Raw genomic sequence first — 20,248 nt, forward strand, 5'->3', positions numbered from 1 at the left:
AATCCGTTGAACCATGTCAATCCCGCCACTTCTCCAAGATCCCTGCCTGCTCCTACCGTCGCCCCATGACCAAGTTCCTCCTCTCCCTGCACGTCCTCGCCGCGATCATCGCCGTCGGCCCGGTCACGGTCGCCGCCAGCATGTTCCCGCCCGCCGCACGCAAGGCGCTGGCCGCGCCGGAGGACGAACGGGCGGGGGCCTCCGTACGGCTGCTGCACCGCATCTGCCAGGTGTACGCCGCGGTCGGCGTCGCCGTACCGGTCCTCGGGTTCGCCACGGCGAGCGCGATGGGGGTGATGGGTGATATGTGGCTGATCGTGTCGACGGCACTGACGGTCGCCGCTGCGCTCGTCCTCGTCGTCCTGGTGCTGCCCCGGCAGGAGGTCCTCGTGGAGGGCGGCGGGAATCAGCGGACGACTGTCCAACTCGGCATGTTCACGGGGGTGTTCAACCTGTTGTGGGCGACGGTGACGGTGCTGATGATCGTGCGGCCGGGGTCGACGACGGGGGCGTGAGGTGTGGCGGGGTGCGCGCCATGGCGAGAACTCAGCGGCCACGTACGATCCCGCCATGCATACCGTTGCCGTGCTCGCTCTCGACGGAGTCATCCCCTACGACCTCTCCCTCCCGATCGACACCTTCGGCTGGGCCCGGCTGCCGGACGGCCGTTCGCCGTACGACGTGAAGGTGTGCGGCGTACGGGCGGGGGAGGACGTGCGTGCCGGCATGAGATCGTCGGCGTTCACGCTGCGACCCCCGTACGGCCTGGAACTCCTAGCCGAGGCGGACACGATCATCCTCCCCGGCGTGGACGAACCCCCGACGCAACTCCCGCCGGGAGTCACGGAGGCACTGCGCGACGCGGCAGCGAACGGCACGCGGATCGCGTCGGTCTGCGTGGGCGCGTTCCTGTTCGCGGCGACCGGTCTCCTGGACGGCCTGCGCGCGACGACCCACTGGATCGCGGCGTCCGACCTGGCGGCCCGCTACCCCCAAGTCGACGTGGATCCCGAGGTGTTGTACGTCGACAACGGCCAGTTTCTGACGTCGGCCGGAGCTGCCGCGGCGATGGACATGTGCCTCCACATGGTCCGCACGGACCACGGCTCGGCCGTCGCCGCGCACACGGCCCGCATGTGCGTCACACCCCTCGAACGCGAGGGCGGCCAGGCCCAGTTCATCGTCCACGACCTGCCTCCGGCACCGTCGGGCGCCGCCCTGGAACCCCTGCTGGAGTGGCTGGAGGCGGAGTGCGCAAGGGACTTGACGCTGGACCAGATCGCGGCGCGGGCCGACATGAGCACCCGAACCCTCAACCGCCGCTTCCGAGAACAGACCGGCACGACGCCGCTGCGCTGGCTGCACCGGGCGCGGGTACGGCGGGCCCAGTACCTCCTGGAGACGACCTCGCACCCGGTCGAACGGATCGCGACACAGGTCGGTTTCGGATCACCGACGGCGTTCCGGGAACGGTTCCGGAGCGTGGTGGGGACGAGCCCGCAGGGGTATCGGCGGGCGTTTCGGGGTGAGGGGGCCGGGGTGGGGTGAGGGGTATGACGGGGCTACGTCTCGGCGCCGGGTGGGTGGTGGTGGGGGGAGGGCTGCGGTCGTACCCCCCGCAGGAGTAGCTCCAGAGGGTGACCGCGCCTCTACGCCTGCCGGGCTAACTCTGAGGTATGGCGAGGCTGGTACCTCTGCGGAGGTAGCTCTGAGGTATGACGCCGCCGGTACCCCACCGGGCTAGCTCCGAAGTATGACCGCCCCGCCCCCCCCTCGTCGAGGTAGTCCCGGAGTACGACCGCACCCATACACCCACCGAGCTAGCCCCGAAGTACGACGCCGCCCTCAATCCCCCTTGCGGTCCACGACCGCCCACGACGCGAGCCCCACAACCCCCGCGACCCCGAACACCGACGGCCAGGCCCCGACCTTCTTCGCCAGCGGATGCGACCCGGCGAACGCGGCGAGGTACGCGACCCCGAGCGCCCCCGCGGCCTTCCCGCCGGCCCGCTCCTTCCACTGCCAGGCGGCAGCGGCCCCCGCACCGGCGAGCACGACCCCGCCGAGCTGGCGCTTCCTGGTCCAGCGGGCGACACCGTACCCACCGACGAGCCCACCGGCGGCGATGAGCGAGCTGGGAACCTTGGCCATGAGATACCTCCTGGGAGTTATCCCCGAGGCTAACCCCGCAGGGCGATACACCCCCGAACCTGAGCCCACCCCTGTCAACTTCACAGGTGTCACCCCTGGAAAACGGGGCAGGAGCGGAAGACGGGGCACAGAGCGAACCCGAGCGGAAACGAGAACATGACGACGACGGAGCCTCACCCGGCCGACCCGAAGCAGACCAAGGACACCTCGGGGAGGGCGATCCCGTCACCGAGACACTCCCTGATCCGCACCCCGGAGCCCTGGCCCCACCTGGTGGCGAGGGTGAAGAGAACGGGCCAGTACCTGACGACGGCGGAAGCGGAGAAGATCACCCGCACCACCCTGACGACCCTGGCCCCACTCCTCCCCGCCCCGGAACGCACGGCCCTGACCCGCACCCTCCCTCCGGAGGCGGCCACCCTCCTCGCGGCCCCACCCCAACCCCCGTACGGAGCGGCGGAGTTCGTGACGAAGGTGGCCGCACGCCTGGACAACACCACCCCGGACACGGCCCGTTGGCACGTGACATCGGTCCTGACCGCCCTCGCCCACTACGCGGGCCCCACGGTGACCAACCGCATCGTCGCCCAACTCCCGCAGGGCTACGCGCTGTTGTTCGGCAGGGCGGAACTGATGCGAAAGCCCTAAGGAAAACCAGAAGGCGGGGGCACCCCCCAAACCAGCAGAATCCCTCCATGCCTCCACCCCCGCCTTCCTTCCTCCACACCCCCACCGGCACCAGACTCGCCTACCGGGACGAACACCCCCAACACCCCAAGCAGGTCCCCCCGTTCCTCCTCCTGCACGGCCTGGCGGGCCACATGGGCGAATGGAACGACCTGACAACCCGCCTCCTCACGGCAGGCCACCGAGTCATCCGCTACGACGCGGCAGGCCACGGTGCCAGCACCCGCACCCCACCGGACATGTCCCGCAAGGCGGCAGCGGCCGACGCAACAACTCTCCTCACCTCCCTGAACGCACCCCCAGCCATCCTCCTGGGTCAATCCCTGGGCGGCGTGACAGCCCTACTCACCGCAGCAACCCACCCCACCCTGGCCCACTCCCTGATCCTCGTAGAGGCAGGCCCCGCACAGGCCACCCCCGACCTCCCCGACAACATCGCGACCTGGCTGGCCAGTTGGCCGACCCCCTTCCCCTCATACCAGTCAGCAGTAACCTTCTTCGGCCACAAAGCGTCTCTGATCAGCTTGGCGATCGTGTGTGATCCGTGAGGTGCGGGATCGGTTGGATCGTTTCCCATCGTGGTGGAGATGCGTGGGCGTGGAGGTGGAAGCCGGCGCCCAGTGCTGCTCCGCGTGGCCGGTGTCGGCCGGTGGTGGGTGTGCTGGTCGTGTTCACGTTCTGGTGCCGGTGGGCTGCGCGGGGCAGCCGGTGCCGGTCCGTTGGTGCGTGTCCCTCCGGACGCTTGCCCGCCGGACCTGTGGGTCTGGTGGGGGAGGGTGCCCTGCGTCGCCGGGGCGCGGGGCGTGTAGTCCGAGGCCGGGTGGGTCCGGTCTTCGACCGGTCCTTCCGGCTGGTTGTGGGTGTGGTCGGGGTGACCACGGCTCTGGTTTCGAGGCTGTCGGCCACCGACCGGATGGCCATCGCGCCGCTGGTGCGGTCCGCCACGGTTCTGGTCTGGTGGGTGAGGCCGCGTGCGGCGATGCGCCGCCAGGCCCCGTGGTCGCGGTCGCCCTGCCAGCCGCAGCCGGCGCGGTCGGGGCACAGGGCCCATTTCCAGCCCGCGGTGGTGGGCCGGTCGGGGGCCTTGCGGTGCCGCAGCGGGGCCAGGCAGCGCGGACACAGTCGGGAGGTGTTGCGTGCGGGGACGGTGACGACGGCGATACCCGCCTCGGCGGCAACGTGCCGCATCCGGTCGGTGATCCGGCCGCGTATCTGCTGGGAGAGGCGGGTGTTCAGGGTGCGGCCCATGCCCCGGGCTTCCATGGACCGCAGGTCCTCGACGTAGATGACGCTCGCTCCGGCGGCGACCGCCTGGTCCACCGTCCAGCGGGCCGCCGACCACGCCAGGGCGTCATTGAGGCGGGTGCGGCGGTTGGAGACGTGCCCGATCTCGTCGGCCAGAACCTGGTGGCGGGCGGCCAGCGGATGCCGCTCCTCACCGCCGGTCAGCCGCAGATACTGATCGGCCTTGGTGTGCAGCTGCTCGGACAGGCGGCGCAGCCGGTGCTGCTTCGCGAGGACTCCGGCGGCCCGGAACTGGCCACCCCCCCGCGCCGAGTTCGGTGATCCGGCCGTCCTGGTGGAGGCGTACCGCCCCGGCGGACAGGAGCGTGTTCAGGCCCCAGTCCACACCGAGGGCGATGGTGTGGCCGGTGTGGGCGGTCTTCGGCACGGTGTGGGTGTAGGCGAGGTCGGCGCGCACCCGGCCCTGGTGGGGGCGCAGGGTGGGCAGGTGCAGGACCGCACCGGCCGGGACGGTCGGCGGCAGCGCGATCGGGCAGGCCACCCACGTCCAGTCCCGGTACGACACGGGGTCGGGGCGGGTGGGGAGTTGCAGCCGGAGCAGGGCACGGCCGGGTTCGTCGGCGCGTTCGATGGTGGCCTGCTGGCCGTCGCACGCGGACAGCAGCAGCATGCGCGCCGCCCGGGGCGGGGGTTCGAGATTGAACACGTCCGCCGGAAGCCGCCCGTTCTCGCGGGCGAAGGCCTGGATCTGGCGGGTACGGGAGGCGATCACGCCGGACGGCAGGGATCGGCCGCCGGGCACCGCATCGCGTACCGCATCCCACTCGGCCGCCGTACGCCGGGCCGGATCGGCAGGCCAGGCGGCCAGAACCCCGGCGGTCAGAGCGGCACGCCATGCCGCCGACCGCAACACCCGCCCGGCCTGCTCCTGAACCATCCTCACGATCCGGTCATTGACCCGCACACCCCCCGCCACGGAAGCGCTCCATCCCAGGCGGCGCAACGCCATCCACGCGTTCGACGGCAGCCCCCGGCCCCCGGCATCCACCCCCGATGCCAAAGCCTCCACGTCGGCGGCGTTCCAGTGCTCCGCCAGCAGCCCGGCAACCATCCCGGACACCAGCCCCGCACACCACCCCACCCGCTCAGCGACCACTGAAGCCGTCAGGAACTCACCGCTCTCCTCGTCCACCCCACCACGCAACATCCCACGCGCACACGCGGTACGAGCCGCCTCCCCCTCACCGACCGGCAGCTTCCGGCTCACCCCGCACCCCCCTTCCCGCATGGTCCTGTCATCCGATCAACGACAGTCCCACGGAAAGGTCACGCATTCGATCCAGGAACTTCTGTACGACACGGACACGGGCACCGGCCACAGAACACGGCACCACCCGGACAAGACATCACCACGGATCCTTAAGGAAACAGATGAGCCTGGGCAGACAGCCTGACGTGGCACCCGGACGGCACAGGCCACCCCCGCATACCCCCCGAACAATGCTCGCGGCAACCCACGACCTGACCACTCACGACCACTGGCCGGAATGGTCCCAACTCCACTGCCCCACCCTGGTGGTTCGAGGAGCCCAGGGCACCATGCCGGCATCCGAGCCCCTCGAAATGCAGGCCCGCCGCCCCGACATCACCCACCTGACAACCATCCCGAACGCCGGCCACGACGTTCACTTGGACCGCCCGAACGAGCTGTACGAGACGGTGGCGGAGTTCGTTAGCCGGCCTCGCTCCAGCGCGTGAGCGCCTCGGAGATCAGCGCCTCGGCGGCATCGCCGTACACCGCGGCACGGCTGATGGCGTCGAACGCCTTGATGTGCAGGGCGAGTTCGGCCGGATCGGTGATGTCGACACCGGCGGAGACGAGCTCGTACGACGCGAGGCTGTCGTCGAACATGTCGAACCCCGGCATAGGAATCACGCCCGTCGCAGCGGTCGCGGGCAGGATGCCGAGCCGGAGCGAGGGAAGACGGATGTCCCGCAACAACCGTTCCAACTGCCCCCGCATGACCTCCCCTCCACCCACGTTCGTATAGAGAGCCTGCTCCCCGAGCACCACCTCGTACGCATGCTCCCCGTCGTACAACACCCCTTGCCGTTCCATCCTCTTGGCCACCCCGGCAGGCACGTCGTCCGGCACCCCGAGGAACTCCACCACCTGCCGCAGAATCACCGTCGCATACGCCTCGGTCTGCAACGTCCCCCAGATCATCGTCGGCAGAAACGCCTTGCTCCTCCGCGACCGCCGGTACAACGCGACGACCTCGTCCTGGACGTCCTCGGTACCGGTGGCGAGCCGCTGCTGCCAGGGCGTGGACTCGGTCATGACGTACCTCCTTGTAAGCCTTTCCTGGATGCTTCCCGGTTCGCTCCGAGATCCGATCAGCGACGCGGTTCCTCTTGCCGCAGCGCGGTTATGAACGAATGCCAAGCCGGTCCTCTGACCGGTATGACGCCGCCGTCGGCCCGCTTGGAGTCCCGGAGGAGTGTGCCGTGGCCGGTGTCGGCGCACTCCACGCACTCGGACGTACCGCTCCCGCTGTAGGACGACTTGAACCAGATGGGAGCGGGCTGCGGGCCGACGGACATTCACAACTCCTCGCGGGCGCGATGGATCATGGAGATGGAGGCTTCCATGTCCCATGCTTGTGCGCGGAGATACTCGAACGCAAGCTTGTAGTGATCCAGTTCTTCGTCCTTCTCCATGAAGAGGGAGCCGGTGTGGAGGTCGACGTACACCACGTCCAGCGCCGGTTCGAGACCGCCGATGAGGACGAAGCTGCCGAGGGCGGCGCCGTGTGCTCCCTTCGCGAAGGGCAGTATCTGGAGAGTGATGTGCGGGGACTCGGCCGCTTCGAGGAGATGGCCCAGCTGCTCACGCATGATCTGCGGTGAGCCGACGACCCGGCGGATCACGGACTCGTCGAGGATCGCCCACAGCCGTGGCGGCTTCGGACGGAGCAGGATCTCCTGCCGTTTCATGCGGATGTCCACGAGCCGCTCGATCTCGTCGGGCGCGAGCGGAACCTTGTGGGTGCTCTGGAGGGCGGTGCTGTAGGCGCGGGTCTGGAGGAGCCCTGGGACGTAGACGCAGGCGAAGTGATCCTCCCGCACCGCGTCGTCCTCCAACGTCAGCAGCAGATCCATGCTTTCGGGAATGGCATCCGCGAAGGAGTGCCACCAGCCTTGCTGCTTCGCATCCTTGGCCAGGGCGACAATCGCCTTGCGTTCGACGTCGGTTGTTCCGTACTCACGGCAAAGCGCGTCGATGACAAGCCACTTGACTGGTCCGGCCTGAGTTTCGTACCGGCTGACAGTCGCCTTGGAGACGCCGACGAGTTCACCCGCCTCTTCGAGGGTGAACCCCTTGCGTGCTCTCAACTTGCGCATGGTGGCACCGAGTTGGCGTCGGCGTGTCGTGATCCGTTCGGTCATGGTGTTCCCCGTCCAGGTGAGTGGGGTGCGGTGAGGGCACCTTTCCAGGCAGGCAGGCGAAGTGGGGTTCTCCTGCGGCGAGTTCACTCGATGGGATGACCCGGGGTGAGAAGTTGCATGGAGGGATCTCTCGGTCGTGCCATGCTCAGCCATCAAGTCAGCTACGCAACGCGGCCGTACGGATACGGCGAGCGCAGCGCGCGCGTGGCCAGGGAGGGAGGAGTGGCCGTGCCCGGCTACGACATCATCGAACCTCGACTCCGCTGTGTCCTGCCCTTTGAGGCGGCACCGGCGGAAGTGTCGCTGCTCCGGAGGGCCGTGGCCAAGCAGCTCTCCCAGTGGGGGATGCCGGCCGCTGTCGACGAGGCGGAACTCCTTGTCACCGAGCTGGTGACCAATGTCGTCAAGCATGTCGGCGAGGGAGTGGCGGCGACCCTGGTCCTTGAGAGCGGGGGTGAGCGGCTCCGGGTCGAGATCCATGACCGGAGCAACGCTGTTCCGGTCCTCAGGGGTGCCGGTTGTGACGAGGAGTGCGGGCGGGGGCTTCACCTTCTCGGTGCCCTCGCAGCCGACTGGGGGACGGCGCTTACGGCGGTAGGCAAGGCGGTGTGGTGTGAGATCGCTGTTGAGCGGGGGAGCGAGTGCCGGCGGATCGCGCGGGCTGTCGCGGCGGTCAAGGGGTACCAGGAGTCCTGCGGCGGGCGGCTGTCCTCCACGCAGGAGGCGTCCGCGATCGAGTTGATCGTGGACCTGCTGCACTGGACGTCGGCTCTCGGGCATGATCCGGACGATTTCCTGGACCGGGCGCAGGTGCGGTACGAGGTGGACGCGGCCTGACATTCGTGAGAGCGACTCGGTGGGTAGCGGTGGCGCTGCCCACCGAGTGTCAGCGTTCCAACGCCTTTGCGAAGAACCCCAGGTCCGGTCTTTCCGGGGTGCCGACGAGCAACGCCCGGTCCAGGAGGATGTTGTTGTGCTCGCAGCTCGTCTCGGGGAGCATCACGCAGGCGTGGCAGGCGGCCATGTTCGTTCCTCCGGCACCTGAGGCCCCTGCTTCGATGCACAGGGGGTCTGCCGAGCACCAGGCGGCACGTCGCAGTGCTGATCGGAGTGCCGCGGCGAGTCGGTCGGGCTCTCCCTGAGCCACGACACCGCCGAGACTGCCCGCGGAGTCGCTGGTCGCCGTGTGGACGAGGAAGCCGGCCATGGTGTCGTCCGCATAGAGGCGCTCGCGCAGTGCGCCGGCCGGGTAACCGGCGTCCAGGCTCCACTCGTTGATCAGCACGTGCGCCAGAGTGTGCAGCAGCACCATGCGGGGGGTGGCGGGCGAGCACGGGGCCTTCGAGGGATCGACGGCACGCTCTCTCAGCGCTTGGTCGTGGTTGGCGCGCATGTGCTCGACACGGGCGGCCACCGAGACCGACTCGGCCCAGGAGTCCAGACGTTGCTCATCGAGTCCGATGAAGACTCCTTCGCCGCGCACCACCATCGCCGGCAGCCAGTCCGTCGGATACCGGGACAGCGGGGCCTCGTGGCTCTCGGAACTCGACTCCGGGTCCGCCACGCGGATGAACGCCTTGAGTGCCCGCACCTCGCGCAGGCGCTTGACCAGCATCGGCCGTTCGATGTCGAACGGATCGAGCACCGAGGGGTCCGAGAGCGGCGGCTCGCAGACGAACTGCTCCTCGCGACCCTTGTCCCCCTGGGTGTTACCGGAACGGAGTCGCTCGTACTCCTGGCGTCGCAGCTTCTGGTAGCGGTTCACCGCGCCCGCGTCGGAGAGGTTCCCCTGGGCCAGGTCCTCCGCCTGCTCGGCCTCCAACAGTTCCATGACGACGTCGACCGATACCGAGTCGTCGTCCGGGAAGGCCCCCATCAGGTAGCCCTCCATCCGCTCGCGGGACGTGAACGAGCGCAGTCTGTCCCAGTGAGGCCCCAATTTGTCGGCGAGGCCGTCGCTCCACGGGGGGATGGACAGCGCGGACTTCAGTACCGGCTGCCACACGGTCGCCGAACCACGCTGGAGCGCGCGAGGAGTTCGTCGGCAGGGCCCGGTGGGGGTGTTCTTGAGCCAGGGCTGCTCGCCCTGGCAACGCACCCTGAGGTCGGCCAGGGCCCTGCGACGGAAAGCGCCCTCCATGGAAACGTCCTGGACACCGCACGTGCACGAGATGATGACAGCGCGCAGAGAAGCGCTCCGACCGGTGAAGCGCATGCTCATCCTCCCGCCGCAGTGCCCCTTCGCTCCATCCTCGCGGTTGTCGCGGTGCAGCCACTTCCAGTACGGAAAGTCGGCCAGGTGCCCGGCGTCGCAAGCCATGACGAACCGGGACGGCACGAGCGGTTCGTCGTCGCAGTCGGTGCAGACGTTTTTTCCGGCAGGCGGGTTGAAGTCCTTCACATGTTGCAGAGATTGGCATTTGGGGCACGAGTGCCACAAGGGGAAGCGCTTGACGCGTACGCCGTCCCTGCTGGCCTCCTCCGAGGACGGCGGCAGCCGGAAGTGGTTCACTTCGAGAACTCGGGCGAGTCGGTGCTCGTGGACGATCGGCGCTTCTTTCAGGGACCAGCTCTCGTGGGCGTCGTCGATGCCGGAGACGATGAAGGACTCGTTGTCGACTGCGATCAGTGCGCCGACGCCGTACGTGGTGATCATCTGGGAACGACGGACCGATCCACGGCGAGCGAAGGCGGGACGGACGACGGCCGAGCCGGCTGCGGTGCGACGGCGCCGTCGCTCGGGAGGCGGGGTCATCGGGAGGTCTCCAGGAAAAGGGCGGACTCGGCGTCGACGTCGCGCAGGCTCCAGAGGGTGGACCAGGCGTCGGCGCCCTCGGACTCGTCGTCGAACGGCTTCAGAAGGGCGGGGGTGGGATCGCCGCGACGAGGCCCGTACCGCAGCCTGCCCGAAGCACGCGCCATGTCCTGCCAGATTTCGACGAACTCGTCGAAGGCGTCGGAGGTGTCCTCCAACTCCTCGGGAGTGATGTCGGAGACGCGATTCGTCAGCAGCGGTTTGATCTCGGTGTACAGACGGTCCACGTACTCGTGGATCCGGCCGGCGGCGTCGTCCGCCCGAGCTTCGGGGATGAGGATGCGGGCCAGTGCCACGACCACGGCGTGCAGACCTCGGTCGCGGGATCGGACGGAGAACGGCGTGACGGACGTCGATTCGACGTCGCGGTACAGCGCGGAGTGGAAGTGTAGGAAGTTCTCGTAGTGCGAGCTGTCCCGGGGGCGCGCCGAGTTCAGCATGACCGCGACCAGCCCCGGATGCGCACGGCCCACCCGGCTGGTCGCCTGGATGTATTCGGCCGTGGTCTGAGGCTGTCCCATCACGGCCATCAGACCCAGGCGGTCGACGTCCACGCCGACAGCGATCATGTTGGTCGCCAGGAGGACGTCACGTACGTCGGGGTCCGGGTAGCGCTTCTCGATCTCCTTGAGTCGCGCCGGGATCAGACTCGCGTCGACCCGGCTGGTCAGTTCAGAGTGACGGTCGGGGACACGTGCCTCGGTGCCGTCGCGGTCGGCCAGAAGCCGCAGGTAGTCCTCGACGTCGTCGCTCACCTGGAGCTCGGCCGCCGACAGCAGACGAAGGCTGTTGAAGTAGCCGACCAGCGTCCAGTACGCGTCCCGGACCTCGTCGCTCGTGTCCGAACGCATGGCCTGGTGGAGCAGGGCCGCGTAGGTACGGATGAGCAGCGTCGACTGACTGGTGCCCGGGGCGAGCAGACCCACGTAACGACGGCTGGCCTTGGTGCCGCGGTCGGTCTCCACGGCGAACCAGGAGTCGCGCGCGTCCAGCCCGGCCGGTGGGAACTGACGCACCGCACGGTGGAAGAGCTTGCGTCCTTGGTCGGCCGCACGGCGGATGGTGGCCGTGGAGGCGATGACCTTCGGCCGACCGGCGAGGGTGTCGACGGCCGTCTCGTACAGGCCGGTCAGCGTGCCCAAAGGACCGGAGATCAGGTGCAGTTCGTCCTGGACGATCAGCTCAGGGGGAGGAGTCCGTCCGCCCGCCCGGTCCCTGTTGAACAGCGCGGCGGTCTCCTCGCGCCAGGGCATGGAGGCGAACTTGTCCACCGTGGCGATGACAAGTGTCGGGCGTGTCCGGTAGACGGTCTCGTCCACGAGGTGCACCGGCAGGCCGGAGGCGAAGTCGCAGTCGGAGCCGGGGCATCGGACATCCATGCGGACGGTGTTCTCGTCGACCGAGTAGTTGTGCGCGTCCAGCGCTGTGCCGCACCAGGGGCAGGCGTGCAGTTGAACAGGATTCTCCTTCTGGAGGCTCCGTCCGTTCCGCAGTTCGGCAAGTTTTTCCGCCGCCGTTCTCAAGTCGTTCGGCGTGGCCGACTTCCCGACCCACATGCCGATCGAGACGGCCTCGTCGCCCAGTCGATCCGGATCACGGCGGCGCATCATCTCCATCGCGCAGATGAGGATCGTGGCACGCTCGAACTGCTGGAGCGTCAGCAGGCGCAGGGTGTAGCGCATCAGTACGGTGACGCCCGCACCGTCGGCGCCTCGGCGCAGTCGGCGCAGGAACGTGGTGAAGGCGATCAGCCCCAGGTACGCCTCGGTCTTGCCGCCACCGGTGGGGAACCACAGCAGGTCCGAGATCTCACGGTCGGGGTGCTCGGGATCGTCGATACCGCACAGGCACAGGAGCACGAACGCGATCTGGAACGGTCTCCAGCGTTGGCCCCGCGGATCGGGCACGCCGATACGACCGTCCTTCACCCAGGCGCTGCGCGCCCGCTGCTGCGCCATGGCCTGGTTGGCGAGCTGGAACGCTTCCATGACCTCGGGCTTCTCGGCCAGCGTTCGAATGCCTTCACGCATCCGGCCCAAGGCTTCCCGGCAGGCGTCGAGCTGGGTGTGCGCGGATTCCTCGTGAACGGTTCCGGCCAGGGAAGCGGCCTCCGTGGCTTTGGCGTCGATCCATTGCTCATAACCGATGGCGAGGTCGCGCAACGTGGCGATCACGTCGGTTGCGGGGCTCTCGGCCAGACGGAGCATGCCGAGCGCCCCGTTGCCGAGCGCTTTCTCGATCTCAGGGTTGGAGTCGGTCAGCAACACCTCGTGAGTGGGTACGAACTCGGAACGGATCTCGCTGATCGCCGCACGCCGTACATCGGTCAGACCGACCTGCGAGGGCGTCCAGTCCCAGTGGGCGCAGCAGCCGTGGCCCACCGCGAAGGTGGGGGCGTGGCGGTACAGCAGACGGCTGGTGCCGAGTTCTTCGTCGACGGCGGACAAGGCGGCGGGACGTTCGACGAAGGCTGACGCGCCGTTGCCGGAGCGGATCCGGAGCACCGGTTGGAACAGGGCGAACGCGTCCTGGAGATCCCGTTCTTCTGGTTCGTGGGTGTTGATCAGGGTGACGGTGACGGTGACGTACGAAGCCTCGGCAGGCCGTACGAGGACGTACAACCGAACACGGTCAGGAACAAGATGCGGCCTGTGGATCGCGGGGCGTGTGATGTCCACCAGGGTGTCCGGCAGCTCCAGTTCCCGGCGCCGCCAGTGCTCGCGCTGGTCCCCGACGGTTCTGGCCTCGGCCCGCTGAGGGGACAGCGCCCGGCCGTCGGAGTCCACCGGGTCGTACATGGCGGCCTGCGCGGAGACCACGATCTCGGGGCTCGACCGTCGATCCACGATGAAGGTGAGACCCATGCTCGACGGACGTCGACCACCGGCGGTCGGCGGTTCAGGGGGGCCGTCGGCCTCCTCGGAGTCGTTCCGGCCGAGCAACGGGGACTCGTCCACCCCGTCGTGCTCGGCGGCGTCCTCGCTGCCGCCGCTCCTCGGGAACAGCACCCCGATCGGGTACCGGGTGATCGGAGCCTCCTGGGTGAGAACCTCGGACGGGTCGTCGCCCGCCTCGACATCCGGTCCGAGGAGCTCGCGCCGCAGCCGTCGCACTAGTTCGTCACGGACCCGGTAGTGCTCGGCGTGCGGACCGCTCCCGTACGTCATTCCCGTTCCTCTCCGGCGCGCTCGCCACGTCGATACCTGCCGATTCCGGTGATACGAGGGGCGATCCACACTCCATGGTCTCCCAGCCCCGCGTTGGCCCCCGCCGCTGTGCTGCCCGCGACCGTTTCGAGCGTGTCCACCCGCAGGCCGACGATCTCGGCGGGCCAGGCGACGTCCCAGGAACGCGATATCGCCTCCACCGCATGAAGGTCCCGCCGGAAGCCTTCGGAGACCTCGCCGACGATCCGGTCACGGTGGACGAGGTCGTACGGCGGGCTCTGGTCCGGTCCCGCAGGCAGCGGATGCCGCCTGCGGAGCGTTACCGGATCGCCCGGACGGGCGTGCTTCAGCAGGTGGTCCTGAATCTCCGCGGCGGAGATGTCCGCCGTGTGCGACCGAGGCGGTTCCACCGTGTGGATGTCGCCGGCCCTCGCCTGGATGCCGTAGCGCTCGTACTTCTGCCAACCGCCCAGGTACCAGCGACCACTGGGACGGTGACGCCGTATGCGGGCGGTGTCTGGCCCTGTCACGTGGTAGAGATCCTCGCGGGACCGTGTCATGGCTACGTACAGGGTGCGCGCCTCGGCCGGTACGTCGAGGTCGGCGTGCGACTTCCGGAGCTCGGCGAGAGAACGGGGCGACAGGACCAGGACCCGGTCGAACTCCAGGCCTTTGGCCCGATGCACGGTCGAGACGGTCAGCAGAGCGGTCTCGGGGTCGCTCAGGTCTTCGGGGAAACGGCCTTCCGCCACCAGACGACCCACGGCGGCGATGTCTACGACCCTGCGGCCGGAGTGCCTGGTCGCGGTCAGCAACGATCGCCAGCAACGCACGGGGTCCACGCCTTGCGGCAACAGTGTCTCCGCGAGCAGTCCCAGGAATCGTGCCTCGGTGAGCGTCGACGACTCGGTGCGGCGCAGCAGTTCGGCGACCCAGTACGGCACGGGGCGGTCCCGCAGCGAGCGTTTCAGCGCATGTTCCACGCCGTGCGCGTACAGGAGCTCCGAGACGGCCAGTGCCTCTCGGTTGTCCCGGGTCAGGATCGCGCACGTGCCGGGAAACGCCTTCAGCGTGCCCAGGGTGAACGCGTCGGAGAGGTCCCCGAGACCCGGCAGGTCCAGAAGCAGGTCGCGCAGCTCGGTGTGGAGCGCTGCGGCCGAGGCGTCCTGGCCTTCTGAGGAGGCGAGCAGAGCCTGCAGACGGGGGTTGAGGGGGAGAGCGGTACGGGCCTCGGGACTTCTCGCTCGAAAATTCTCGGTCAGGGCGAGTTCGACGATGTCGTCGTAGGACGTCCGCAGCCAGGCGAAGAACCGGTCCGTCTCGCCGGCCCGTTCCACCGGGTCGTCGATCTGGAACCCGTAGATGCCCTGGGCGGAGTCACCGACCACGGTGAAACCGCACGAGCGCTGGAAACGGTCGAGCAGTGCCTCCACCAGATCCCTGCGGACGCCCACCAGATCCTGTGCCTCGTCGATCACCACGTGTGCGGGCGCCCCGAGCTCGCCCGCTTCCACCGCACCCTTCTCGATCGCGTCCGTGGCCGCGCCGATCCGCTCGTCGAAGCTCAGGGACTTCCAGTCCTCGCCCGGATACGCCCGTACGAGCAACTGGTACGCCCACGAGTCGAAGGTCTGGACCCGCACCCTGTGGGCTCGCTCTCCGTGCCGGGCGATCCGGTCCCGCAGCTCGCGGACGGCGGCGTTGGAGAAACTCAGGACGAGGATCTCGCCCGCGCTCAGCGCCTCTTCGGGGATCTCGTGCCCCACCAGGGCGTCGAGGCGTCGTACCACCGTATGGGTCTTACCGGTCCCTGCCCCGGCGGTGACCAGCAGACGGGCGTCCCAAGGGAGATCGACGACGGCTCGCTGCTCGTCGGTGAGCGGAGGGCTGCCCTCGTAAGGTTCGGTCACTTGCTGCTCCACAGGTGCTCGAACTGGGTGAAGGCGAGAGCGGTGTCGAAGTTCCGCACGTTGTCGCGGACGTTGAGGATCAGGCAGGTCTCCTTGCCGCCGTTGCCGGGGCCGCGCAGCCCGCGTCCGATCATCTGTTGGTACACGTTGGGGCTGTACACCGGACGCGCGACGACGACGGCCCGGGTGGCGGGAGCGTCGAACCCCTGGGTGAGGACGCCGTAGTTGGTCAGTACCCGGACCCGACCCGACCGGAAATCCTCGATGCGGCGGCGCCGATCGTTGGGCGACGTGGTGGAGTCGACGGAGGACGCCGTGATGTCCCGGTCGCGTAGCTTTGCCGCCAGGGTCTTGGCGTGCTCGACCGATGTCGCGAACACCAGCACCGGCCAGTTGTCCGGCATGCCCGAGATCTCGGCGACGATCCGGGCGCTGCGGTCGTGGTCGTCGGCCAATCGCTTCTCGGCGGCCCTGGACAGGAAGCTCAACTGCTCGGCGCGCTGCTTCTCGTCCTGGGTCAGGGTGATCGTGCCGCCTTGCAGCAGGCGATGCTCGACCTGCGCCAGCATGCCGAGCCGTTGCAACTCCGCGTACGCGTCGCTGTCACCGAAGATGTCTTCGTCCAAGCGATGGCCGCCGAAGCGGTTGATCAGCCGGCGGGTCTCGTCATGGTTGGTGTTGCGGAACGGCGTGGCGGTGAGTCCCAGAAGATGACGGTCGGTACGGGAGGCGGTCAGCCCCAGGTGCGTGAGGATCTCCGTGTAGCGAGGGGTGATGGCGGTGTGCGCCTCGTCGACGATGACGAGGGCGGCTTTCCGGAGCCAGTCGTAGGAGTCGGCGGCGAGGCAGTTCGGCTGCTGTAGTTTGGCGTCCGTGGCGACGACCAGGTGCGGTCCGTTCGTGACGGGACCTGCCTCGTGCGACGACCACAGTCTGTTGATCGTCAATGGTGTCTCGGCACCGACCTTCTCCCAGACGAACTTCCAGCTCTGCACCGCCTGTTCGCACAGCTCCTCGGTCTGCGCGATCCACAGGATGGGCCCGTCGAGCTGTCCCATCTGCTTCACCCAGCGGATCACCGCCTCGGCCGTCACACGCGTCTTGCCGGCGCCGGTCGGCAGAGAGAGCATGCCGCGCTGCGGGACCATTCGGTCGAGCATGGTGAAGACGTTTGTCGCCAGACGCTCCTGGTAGTCGTGCAGACGGGGGAAGTGCCGCGGTCCCTCCACAGTGATCTGCGCGTCCAGCGAGGGGGCCCGAAATCCGGCGAAGGTGCCGGGGAACCGGAGGTCCGTCACGAACGCCACCGCGTTGGGGGAGCCGGTGAAGGAGGCGGGAGCGTGGGCCGGGTAGAGCTTCTGGAGGTCTCGGGCGTGTTCCTGGAGGATGCTGTCACCATGCGCGTTGAACGCCATCTGCGCGATACGAAGATCGTCCGGCTCGGCTCCGTCCTTCTCCGCGCGCTCACTGTCCAACAGGCCTGCGGGCAGCCGGTCCCGCAGGTTCTCGACACCCAGCAGCAACAGGAGCTTGACCACGTCGTCGTCGCTCTCGCGAACAGCCTTCAGCGCACTTCTGACCTTCTGGTCCTCCTCCTGGAGCCGTTGCGCCTCCAACACCTGCCGGCATCCGGACTCGCCCATGCGCCAGCGCAGTTCACGGTCCACGGCCATCAGGGCTTCGAGTGGATCGGCTGGGGTGAGCACGAGGACCGTCGATCCCTGGAGACTGCTGTTCAGCGTCTTGGGGCGCATGCCTTTCGGGGTGCGTGTCACCTCTTCGAGGACGGAACACAGTTGCAAGGAGTACTGGTCCACCTGCGAACCGCGCATCTGCCGCAGCGTGGGGTACGCCTCTTTGAGCGCGACCGGCTCACCGGCGGGTTCGTGCCGGGTCTCTCGGCTGATCACATCGGCGTACGGCAGCATGCCCCACTGCTTGACGAGCAGCGCGGCGTCCGCGGCGGACGCGGTCAGCAGCGCGGCTTGTCCCTCGGCGCGCAACGCTCTGTACTCCTCACCCGACGCGGCGACGGCGATCTCGCCGTCGGGCCGGGTGCCCCACGCGTCACCGATGCGGCAGCGGGTGAGCGAGTCCTCGGGGAAAGCCACTTCCAGGCGCGTCAGCAGTACGTAGGTGTTGCCGACGAACGCATCGTCTTCGCTGTTCTGGAGTTTTCCCATGAGCTGGCTCCAGAAGGAGTCGGGCACGTCTTCGACGCTAGTGGCCAGCCCAAGCTTGCGAGCCTTCTCAGCACTGATCCGGGCGACCGGCAACATGTCGTTGTAGCCGCTCAGTTGAGGGCCGACCGCTTCGTCGAGTGAGCGGATCCCCTGAGAGGTCGCCACCCGACCGTGCTGCTTCAGCATCCAGCGCATCGGTGAGACGACGGCCTTGCGCGTGCCGACCTGCGCGCCGACCTGCAACGTCCAGCTGTCGACGAGAGCGTCGTCGGGCAGCGCCGCCAGAAACGCGGCCCGTGCCTCTTCGGACAACCGGGGGAGCAGATGCAACGGCCCGCCGACGGGGGCGCCTTCCAGCTTGATCCGGGCGAGTGTCGGGCGGGACGCCTGGTCGGGAAGTTTCGCGCAATACGCCCGGTGCATGGCCTCGTGGTACTGCTCGAACCACGGCTCGCCCTCAGGACGGTGTCCCCCGGTGGGACGGTCCCTCAATCCCGTCTCGCGGAAGAACGTCATGTCGTCGGAGTGGAAACGAGTGTCGACGGCGACGGACGCATCCGATTCGAGGGTCACGACCGGGCCGGGCAGGAGGCAGTCGCGCATCGCTCGGAAGCGTCCGTCGGTGGTCCGCACGTACAGCGTGGACGACGGGTCCGGCACACGCTGGGCCACCTCGTGCGACAGGGCGCTGCTGCCCGCCTGATGGAACAGCTCCCAGAATCGGGTCCACTCCTGCGGGCCGTACGTGCCGAAGCCCTGCTCCAGGACGCTGATGAATCGGCCTCGGACGTCGGCGTCGCGGATGCCGAGCACGGTGAGAGCGCCCGCGAGCGACGGGTCAGTGGACAGCGCGGCGGCTGCGTACACGAGGGACTCTCGCAGCCCGTCCTGATCGGTTCGACGGAACACCTTCCCGACGACCGGGGCCACCATGCCGTGTTCCTCGGTCAGTACGATCCGGGCCGCGCGGGCCTCGTCCGCGAACGGCGAGGCCGACTGCACCATGTCGGCGACGATCCGGATCGCGGCGGCCGACGCTGCGGCGGTGCCGTCGGCGACGAGGGCCTCCAACCACTCCCGCACCGAGGCGCGTCCACGCTTGACCGCCTTGAGGATGTGCTCCACCTTGCCGGAGCGGGTGTCCGTGGTCTCTGCGGACGGGTGCAGCCAGTTCCCCGGCCGGCCGGGGTAGGAGTTCCACAGGGTCAGCCAGCGGACCAGCGACTTGTTGTCCTTGCCGAGCGCCGGGTGGACGTTCAGGTCCCGAGGTGTACACAGCAGGCCGTCCTGGTCGGGCAGAGACGGACGATGGGCGGCTGCCTCCCAGATTCGTTCCGTGAGATAGCGATCCGCCCAACTGACGGTCTCGGACTCGCGGGAGCGTCCGGGAAGGAGCGGGAGGTACGCGGCCGGGTCCTCGGCGGGCGCCAGTTCGGGCAGGGAATCGACCACCAGCCGAGCGGCGATGCGGATCATTTCCTGGTTGAACGGGGAGGAGTCCAGCAGGTTCTGCCGGTCCTCGTTGGTCTTCCAGGCCCCGTTGAGGATTCCGCCGAGTGTCATCTCGTACTTGGTCGGGAAGAACGACCAGAACCTTCCCCGTCCCTTGGGGACGGACAGGAGTTCGGCGGAGTTCCCCCTCTCGTACTCGCGCACGGCCCAGGAGATGTCGAGGGAGACTCGGTCGTGCAACTCGCCCGCGCTGGAACGGGCGACGTCGGTCGGCTGGTGCGTGAGAGTGAAGACTCGCCAACGGCTGACCGACGGGTGCCGCCCGGGGCGCTCCTCGCGTACGGTGCGCAGGCTTCCGTCCTGCTCCACGGTGAGGGTCCGTCGTACGACGGGACGCGGACGACGGTCTTCCAGGACTACTTTGCCCACGTGCGGGGAGAAGAGTTGGAACCCTGCGGGGAACTCCTCCCGACCGCCCGCTGAGGGTCCACCGTGCATGTCCTGGCCGAGCCGTTCGGCGGCGTCGCTGAGCAGGGGCAGACGAACGACCGTGGTGGCCCAGCCCAGGAGTTCGTCCAGCACGGGGTCGACGGCACGTTCGGCGCTCTCGTCCAATGGACGGGCCATGCGCAGTACCGGAGACTCGAACTCCGCGTCGAACCGGGCCCTGACCTCGGGGACGGAGCGGATCTGGTCGTGGGACCACTCGCGATCGAAACCGAAGCAGCCGGTGCGGCTGAAGAATTGGGGGGCGTCGGTCACGACGAGTACGGATTTCACACCGACACCGAAACGCCCGATCTGGCCGCCGCGTTTGCGCGACATGCTCATTCGGAGAATGGTCTCGGCCCCCTCAGGAGTGACAGGAGTTCCCTCGTTCGCGCAATAGAGGTGGGTGTCCGTGAGTACGACGTGGGTGGTACCCCCGGGCTCGTCCGCGATTTCGTCGGCGGCGTTCTGGACCAGTTCGAAGAGTTGCCGGTCGCCGTACCCGCCCTGGGTGATGCGCCTCTCCCCGTTTGCATGCTCCGTGATGAGGTCGGGATCGACGGCGTACGTCTTGAGAACACGGGCGGACTGATCGAGCACGGTCTTGACCACGGCTGTCGGTTCAGGAGACAAAGGGCTCCGTCCTGAGGTGATGTGCGGGTGATTGCACGGACGCGGTCGCGGTGGGGGACGGTTCCG

At 68.4% G+C, this 20,248-nt stretch carries 16 protein-coding genes; 6 read left to right on the plus strand and 10 right to left on the minus strand.

All coding sequences use genetic code 11. From position 1 onward, the window contains the following. Positions 1–65: 65 nt before the first annotated feature. Complete coding sequence (locus J8M50_RS08650) at positions 66–515, plus strand: hypothetical protein (RefSeq protein WP_010356314.1); 450 nt, start codon at positions 66–68, stop codon at positions 513–515. Between the two features lie 55 nt (positions 516–570). Continuing rightward, a complete protein-coding gene (locus J8M50_RS08655; RefSeq protein ID WP_010356315.1) occupies positions 571–1,548 on the plus strand; it encodes a GlxA family transcriptional regulator in 978 nt (325 codons plus the stop codon). A gap of 297 nt (positions 1,549–1,845) precedes the next feature. Here the strand turns inward: J8M50_RS08655 and J8M50_RS08660 are convergent, their stop codons facing one another. Continuing rightward, on the minus strand, positions 1,846–2,151 hold the full coding sequence (locus J8M50_RS08660) for a hypothetical protein (RefSeq protein WP_010356316.1): 306 nt from the start codon (positions 2,149–2,151) through the stop codon (positions 1,846–1,848). Positions 2,152–2,307: 156 nt separating this feature from the next. Here J8M50_RS08660 and J8M50_RS08665 point away from each other — a divergent pair, with 156 nt between their 5' ends. Both J8M50_RS08665 and J8M50_RS08670 read left to right on the plus strand, forming a co-directional pair. Next, the gene (locus J8M50_RS08665) at positions 2,308–2,799 is read left to right on the plus strand and encodes a DUF2267 domain-containing protein (RefSeq protein WP_010356317.1); all 492 of its coding nucleotides are present in this window, start codon (positions 2,308–2,310) and stop codon (positions 2,797–2,799) included. 47 nt (positions 2,800–2,846) lie between these two features. After that, on the plus strand, positions 2,847–3,386 hold the full coding sequence (locus J8M50_RS08670; RefSeq protein ID WP_010356318.1) for an alpha/beta fold hydrolase: 540 nt from the start codon (positions 2,847–2,849) through the stop codon (positions 3,384–3,386). Here J8M50_RS08670 and J8M50_RS08675 read toward each other — a convergent pair. Beyond that, positions 3,358–4,158 (minus strand): zinc ribbon domain-containing protein, encoded by an 801-nt coding sequence (locus J8M50_RS08675; protein ID WP_223786182.1) that lies wholly within the window; start codon positions 4,156–4,158, stop codon positions 3,358–3,360. The two genes, J8M50_RS08670 and J8M50_RS08675, sit on opposite strands and share 29 nt — an antisense overlap. 115 nt (positions 4,159–4,273) lie before the next feature. After that, entirely contained in the window at positions 4,274–5,350 is a 1,077-nt protein-coding gene (locus J8M50_RS08680) for a hypothetical protein (RefSeq protein WP_223786183.1), read from the minus strand. A gap of 332 nt (positions 5,351–5,682) precedes the next feature. Between J8M50_RS08680 and J8M50_RS08685 the strand changes: the two genes are divergently transcribed. Beyond that, positions 5,683–5,841, plus strand: coding sequence for an alpha/beta fold hydrolase (locus tag J8M50_RS08685; protein WP_010356321.1), 159 nt, complete (start codon positions 5,683–5,685; stop codon positions 5,839–5,841). Here the strand turns inward: J8M50_RS08685 and J8M50_RS08690 are convergent. From J8M50_RS08690 to J8M50_RS08700, 3 genes are read right to left on the minus strand one after another with little or no spacing between them, the layout of a single operon-like run. Then, positions 5,816–6,424 carry a DUF5753 domain-containing protein gene (locus J8M50_RS08690; RefSeq protein WP_010356322.1) on the minus strand — a complete coding sequence of 203 codons (609 nt, stop codon included), beginning with the start codon at positions 6,422–6,424 and terminating at the stop codon, positions 5,816–5,818. The genes J8M50_RS08685 and J8M50_RS08690 overlap by 26 nt on opposite strands. 56 nt (positions 6,425–6,480) lie before the next feature. Further along, positions 6,481–6,687 (minus strand): DUF397 domain-containing protein, encoded by a 207-nt coding sequence (locus J8M50_RS08695; protein WP_010356323.1) that lies wholly within the window; start codon positions 6,685–6,687, stop codon positions 6,481–6,483. Beyond that, complete coding sequence (locus J8M50_RS08700) at positions 6,688–7,533, minus strand: helix-turn-helix domain-containing protein (protein ID WP_010356324.1); 846 nt, start codon at positions 7,531–7,533, stop codon at positions 6,688–6,690. Between the two features lie 228 nt (positions 7,534–7,761). On the opposite strand from J8M50_RS08700, the gene J8M50_RS08705 reads away from it, so the two are divergent. Next, positions 7,762–8,370, plus strand: a complete 609-nt coding sequence (locus tag J8M50_RS08705; protein ID WP_063748112.1) for an ATP-binding protein — start codon at positions 7,762–7,764, stop codon at positions 8,368–8,370. 49 nt (positions 8,371–8,419) lie between these two features. Here the strand turns inward: J8M50_RS08705 and drmB are convergent, their stop codons facing one another. Genes drmB through J8M50_RS08725 form a run of 4 tightly spaced genes read right to left on the minus strand, consistent with a single transcriptional unit; the run spans position 8,420 to position 20,182 of the window. Continuing rightward, on the minus strand, positions 8,420–10,288 hold the full coding sequence (drmB, locus tag J8M50_RS08710; RefSeq protein WP_029184200.1) for an MrfA Zn-binding domain-containing protein: 1,869 nt from the start codon (positions 10,286–10,288) through the stop codon (positions 8,420–8,422). Next, complete coding sequence (locus tag J8M50_RS08715) at positions 10,285–13,515, minus strand: helicase-related protein (protein ID WP_010356327.1); 3,231 nt, start codon at positions 13,513–13,515, stop codon at positions 10,285–10,287. The genes drmB and J8M50_RS08715 overlap by 4 nt, the downstream gene beginning before the upstream one ends. Beyond that, a complete protein-coding gene (locus J8M50_RS08720) occupies positions 13,512–15,425 on the minus strand; it encodes a UvrD-helicase domain-containing protein (RefSeq protein WP_010356328.1) in 1,914 nt (637 codons plus the stop codon). Before J8M50_RS08720 ends, J8M50_RS08715 begins: the two co-directional genes overlap by 4 nt. Beyond that, a complete protein-coding gene (locus tag J8M50_RS08725) occupies positions 15,422–20,182 on the minus strand; it encodes a DEAD/DEAH box helicase (protein WP_029184201.1) in 4,761 nt (1,586 codons plus the stop codon). Before J8M50_RS08725 ends, J8M50_RS08720 begins: the two co-directional genes overlap by 4 nt. Between the last annotated feature and the right edge of the window lie 66 nt (positions 20,183–20,248).

The organism is Streptomyces acidiscabies (genome assembly GCF_020010905.1).
GTDB classification, from domain to species: Bacteria; Actinomycetota; Actinomycetes; order Streptomycetales; family Streptomycetaceae; genus Streptomyces; species Streptomyces acidiscabies.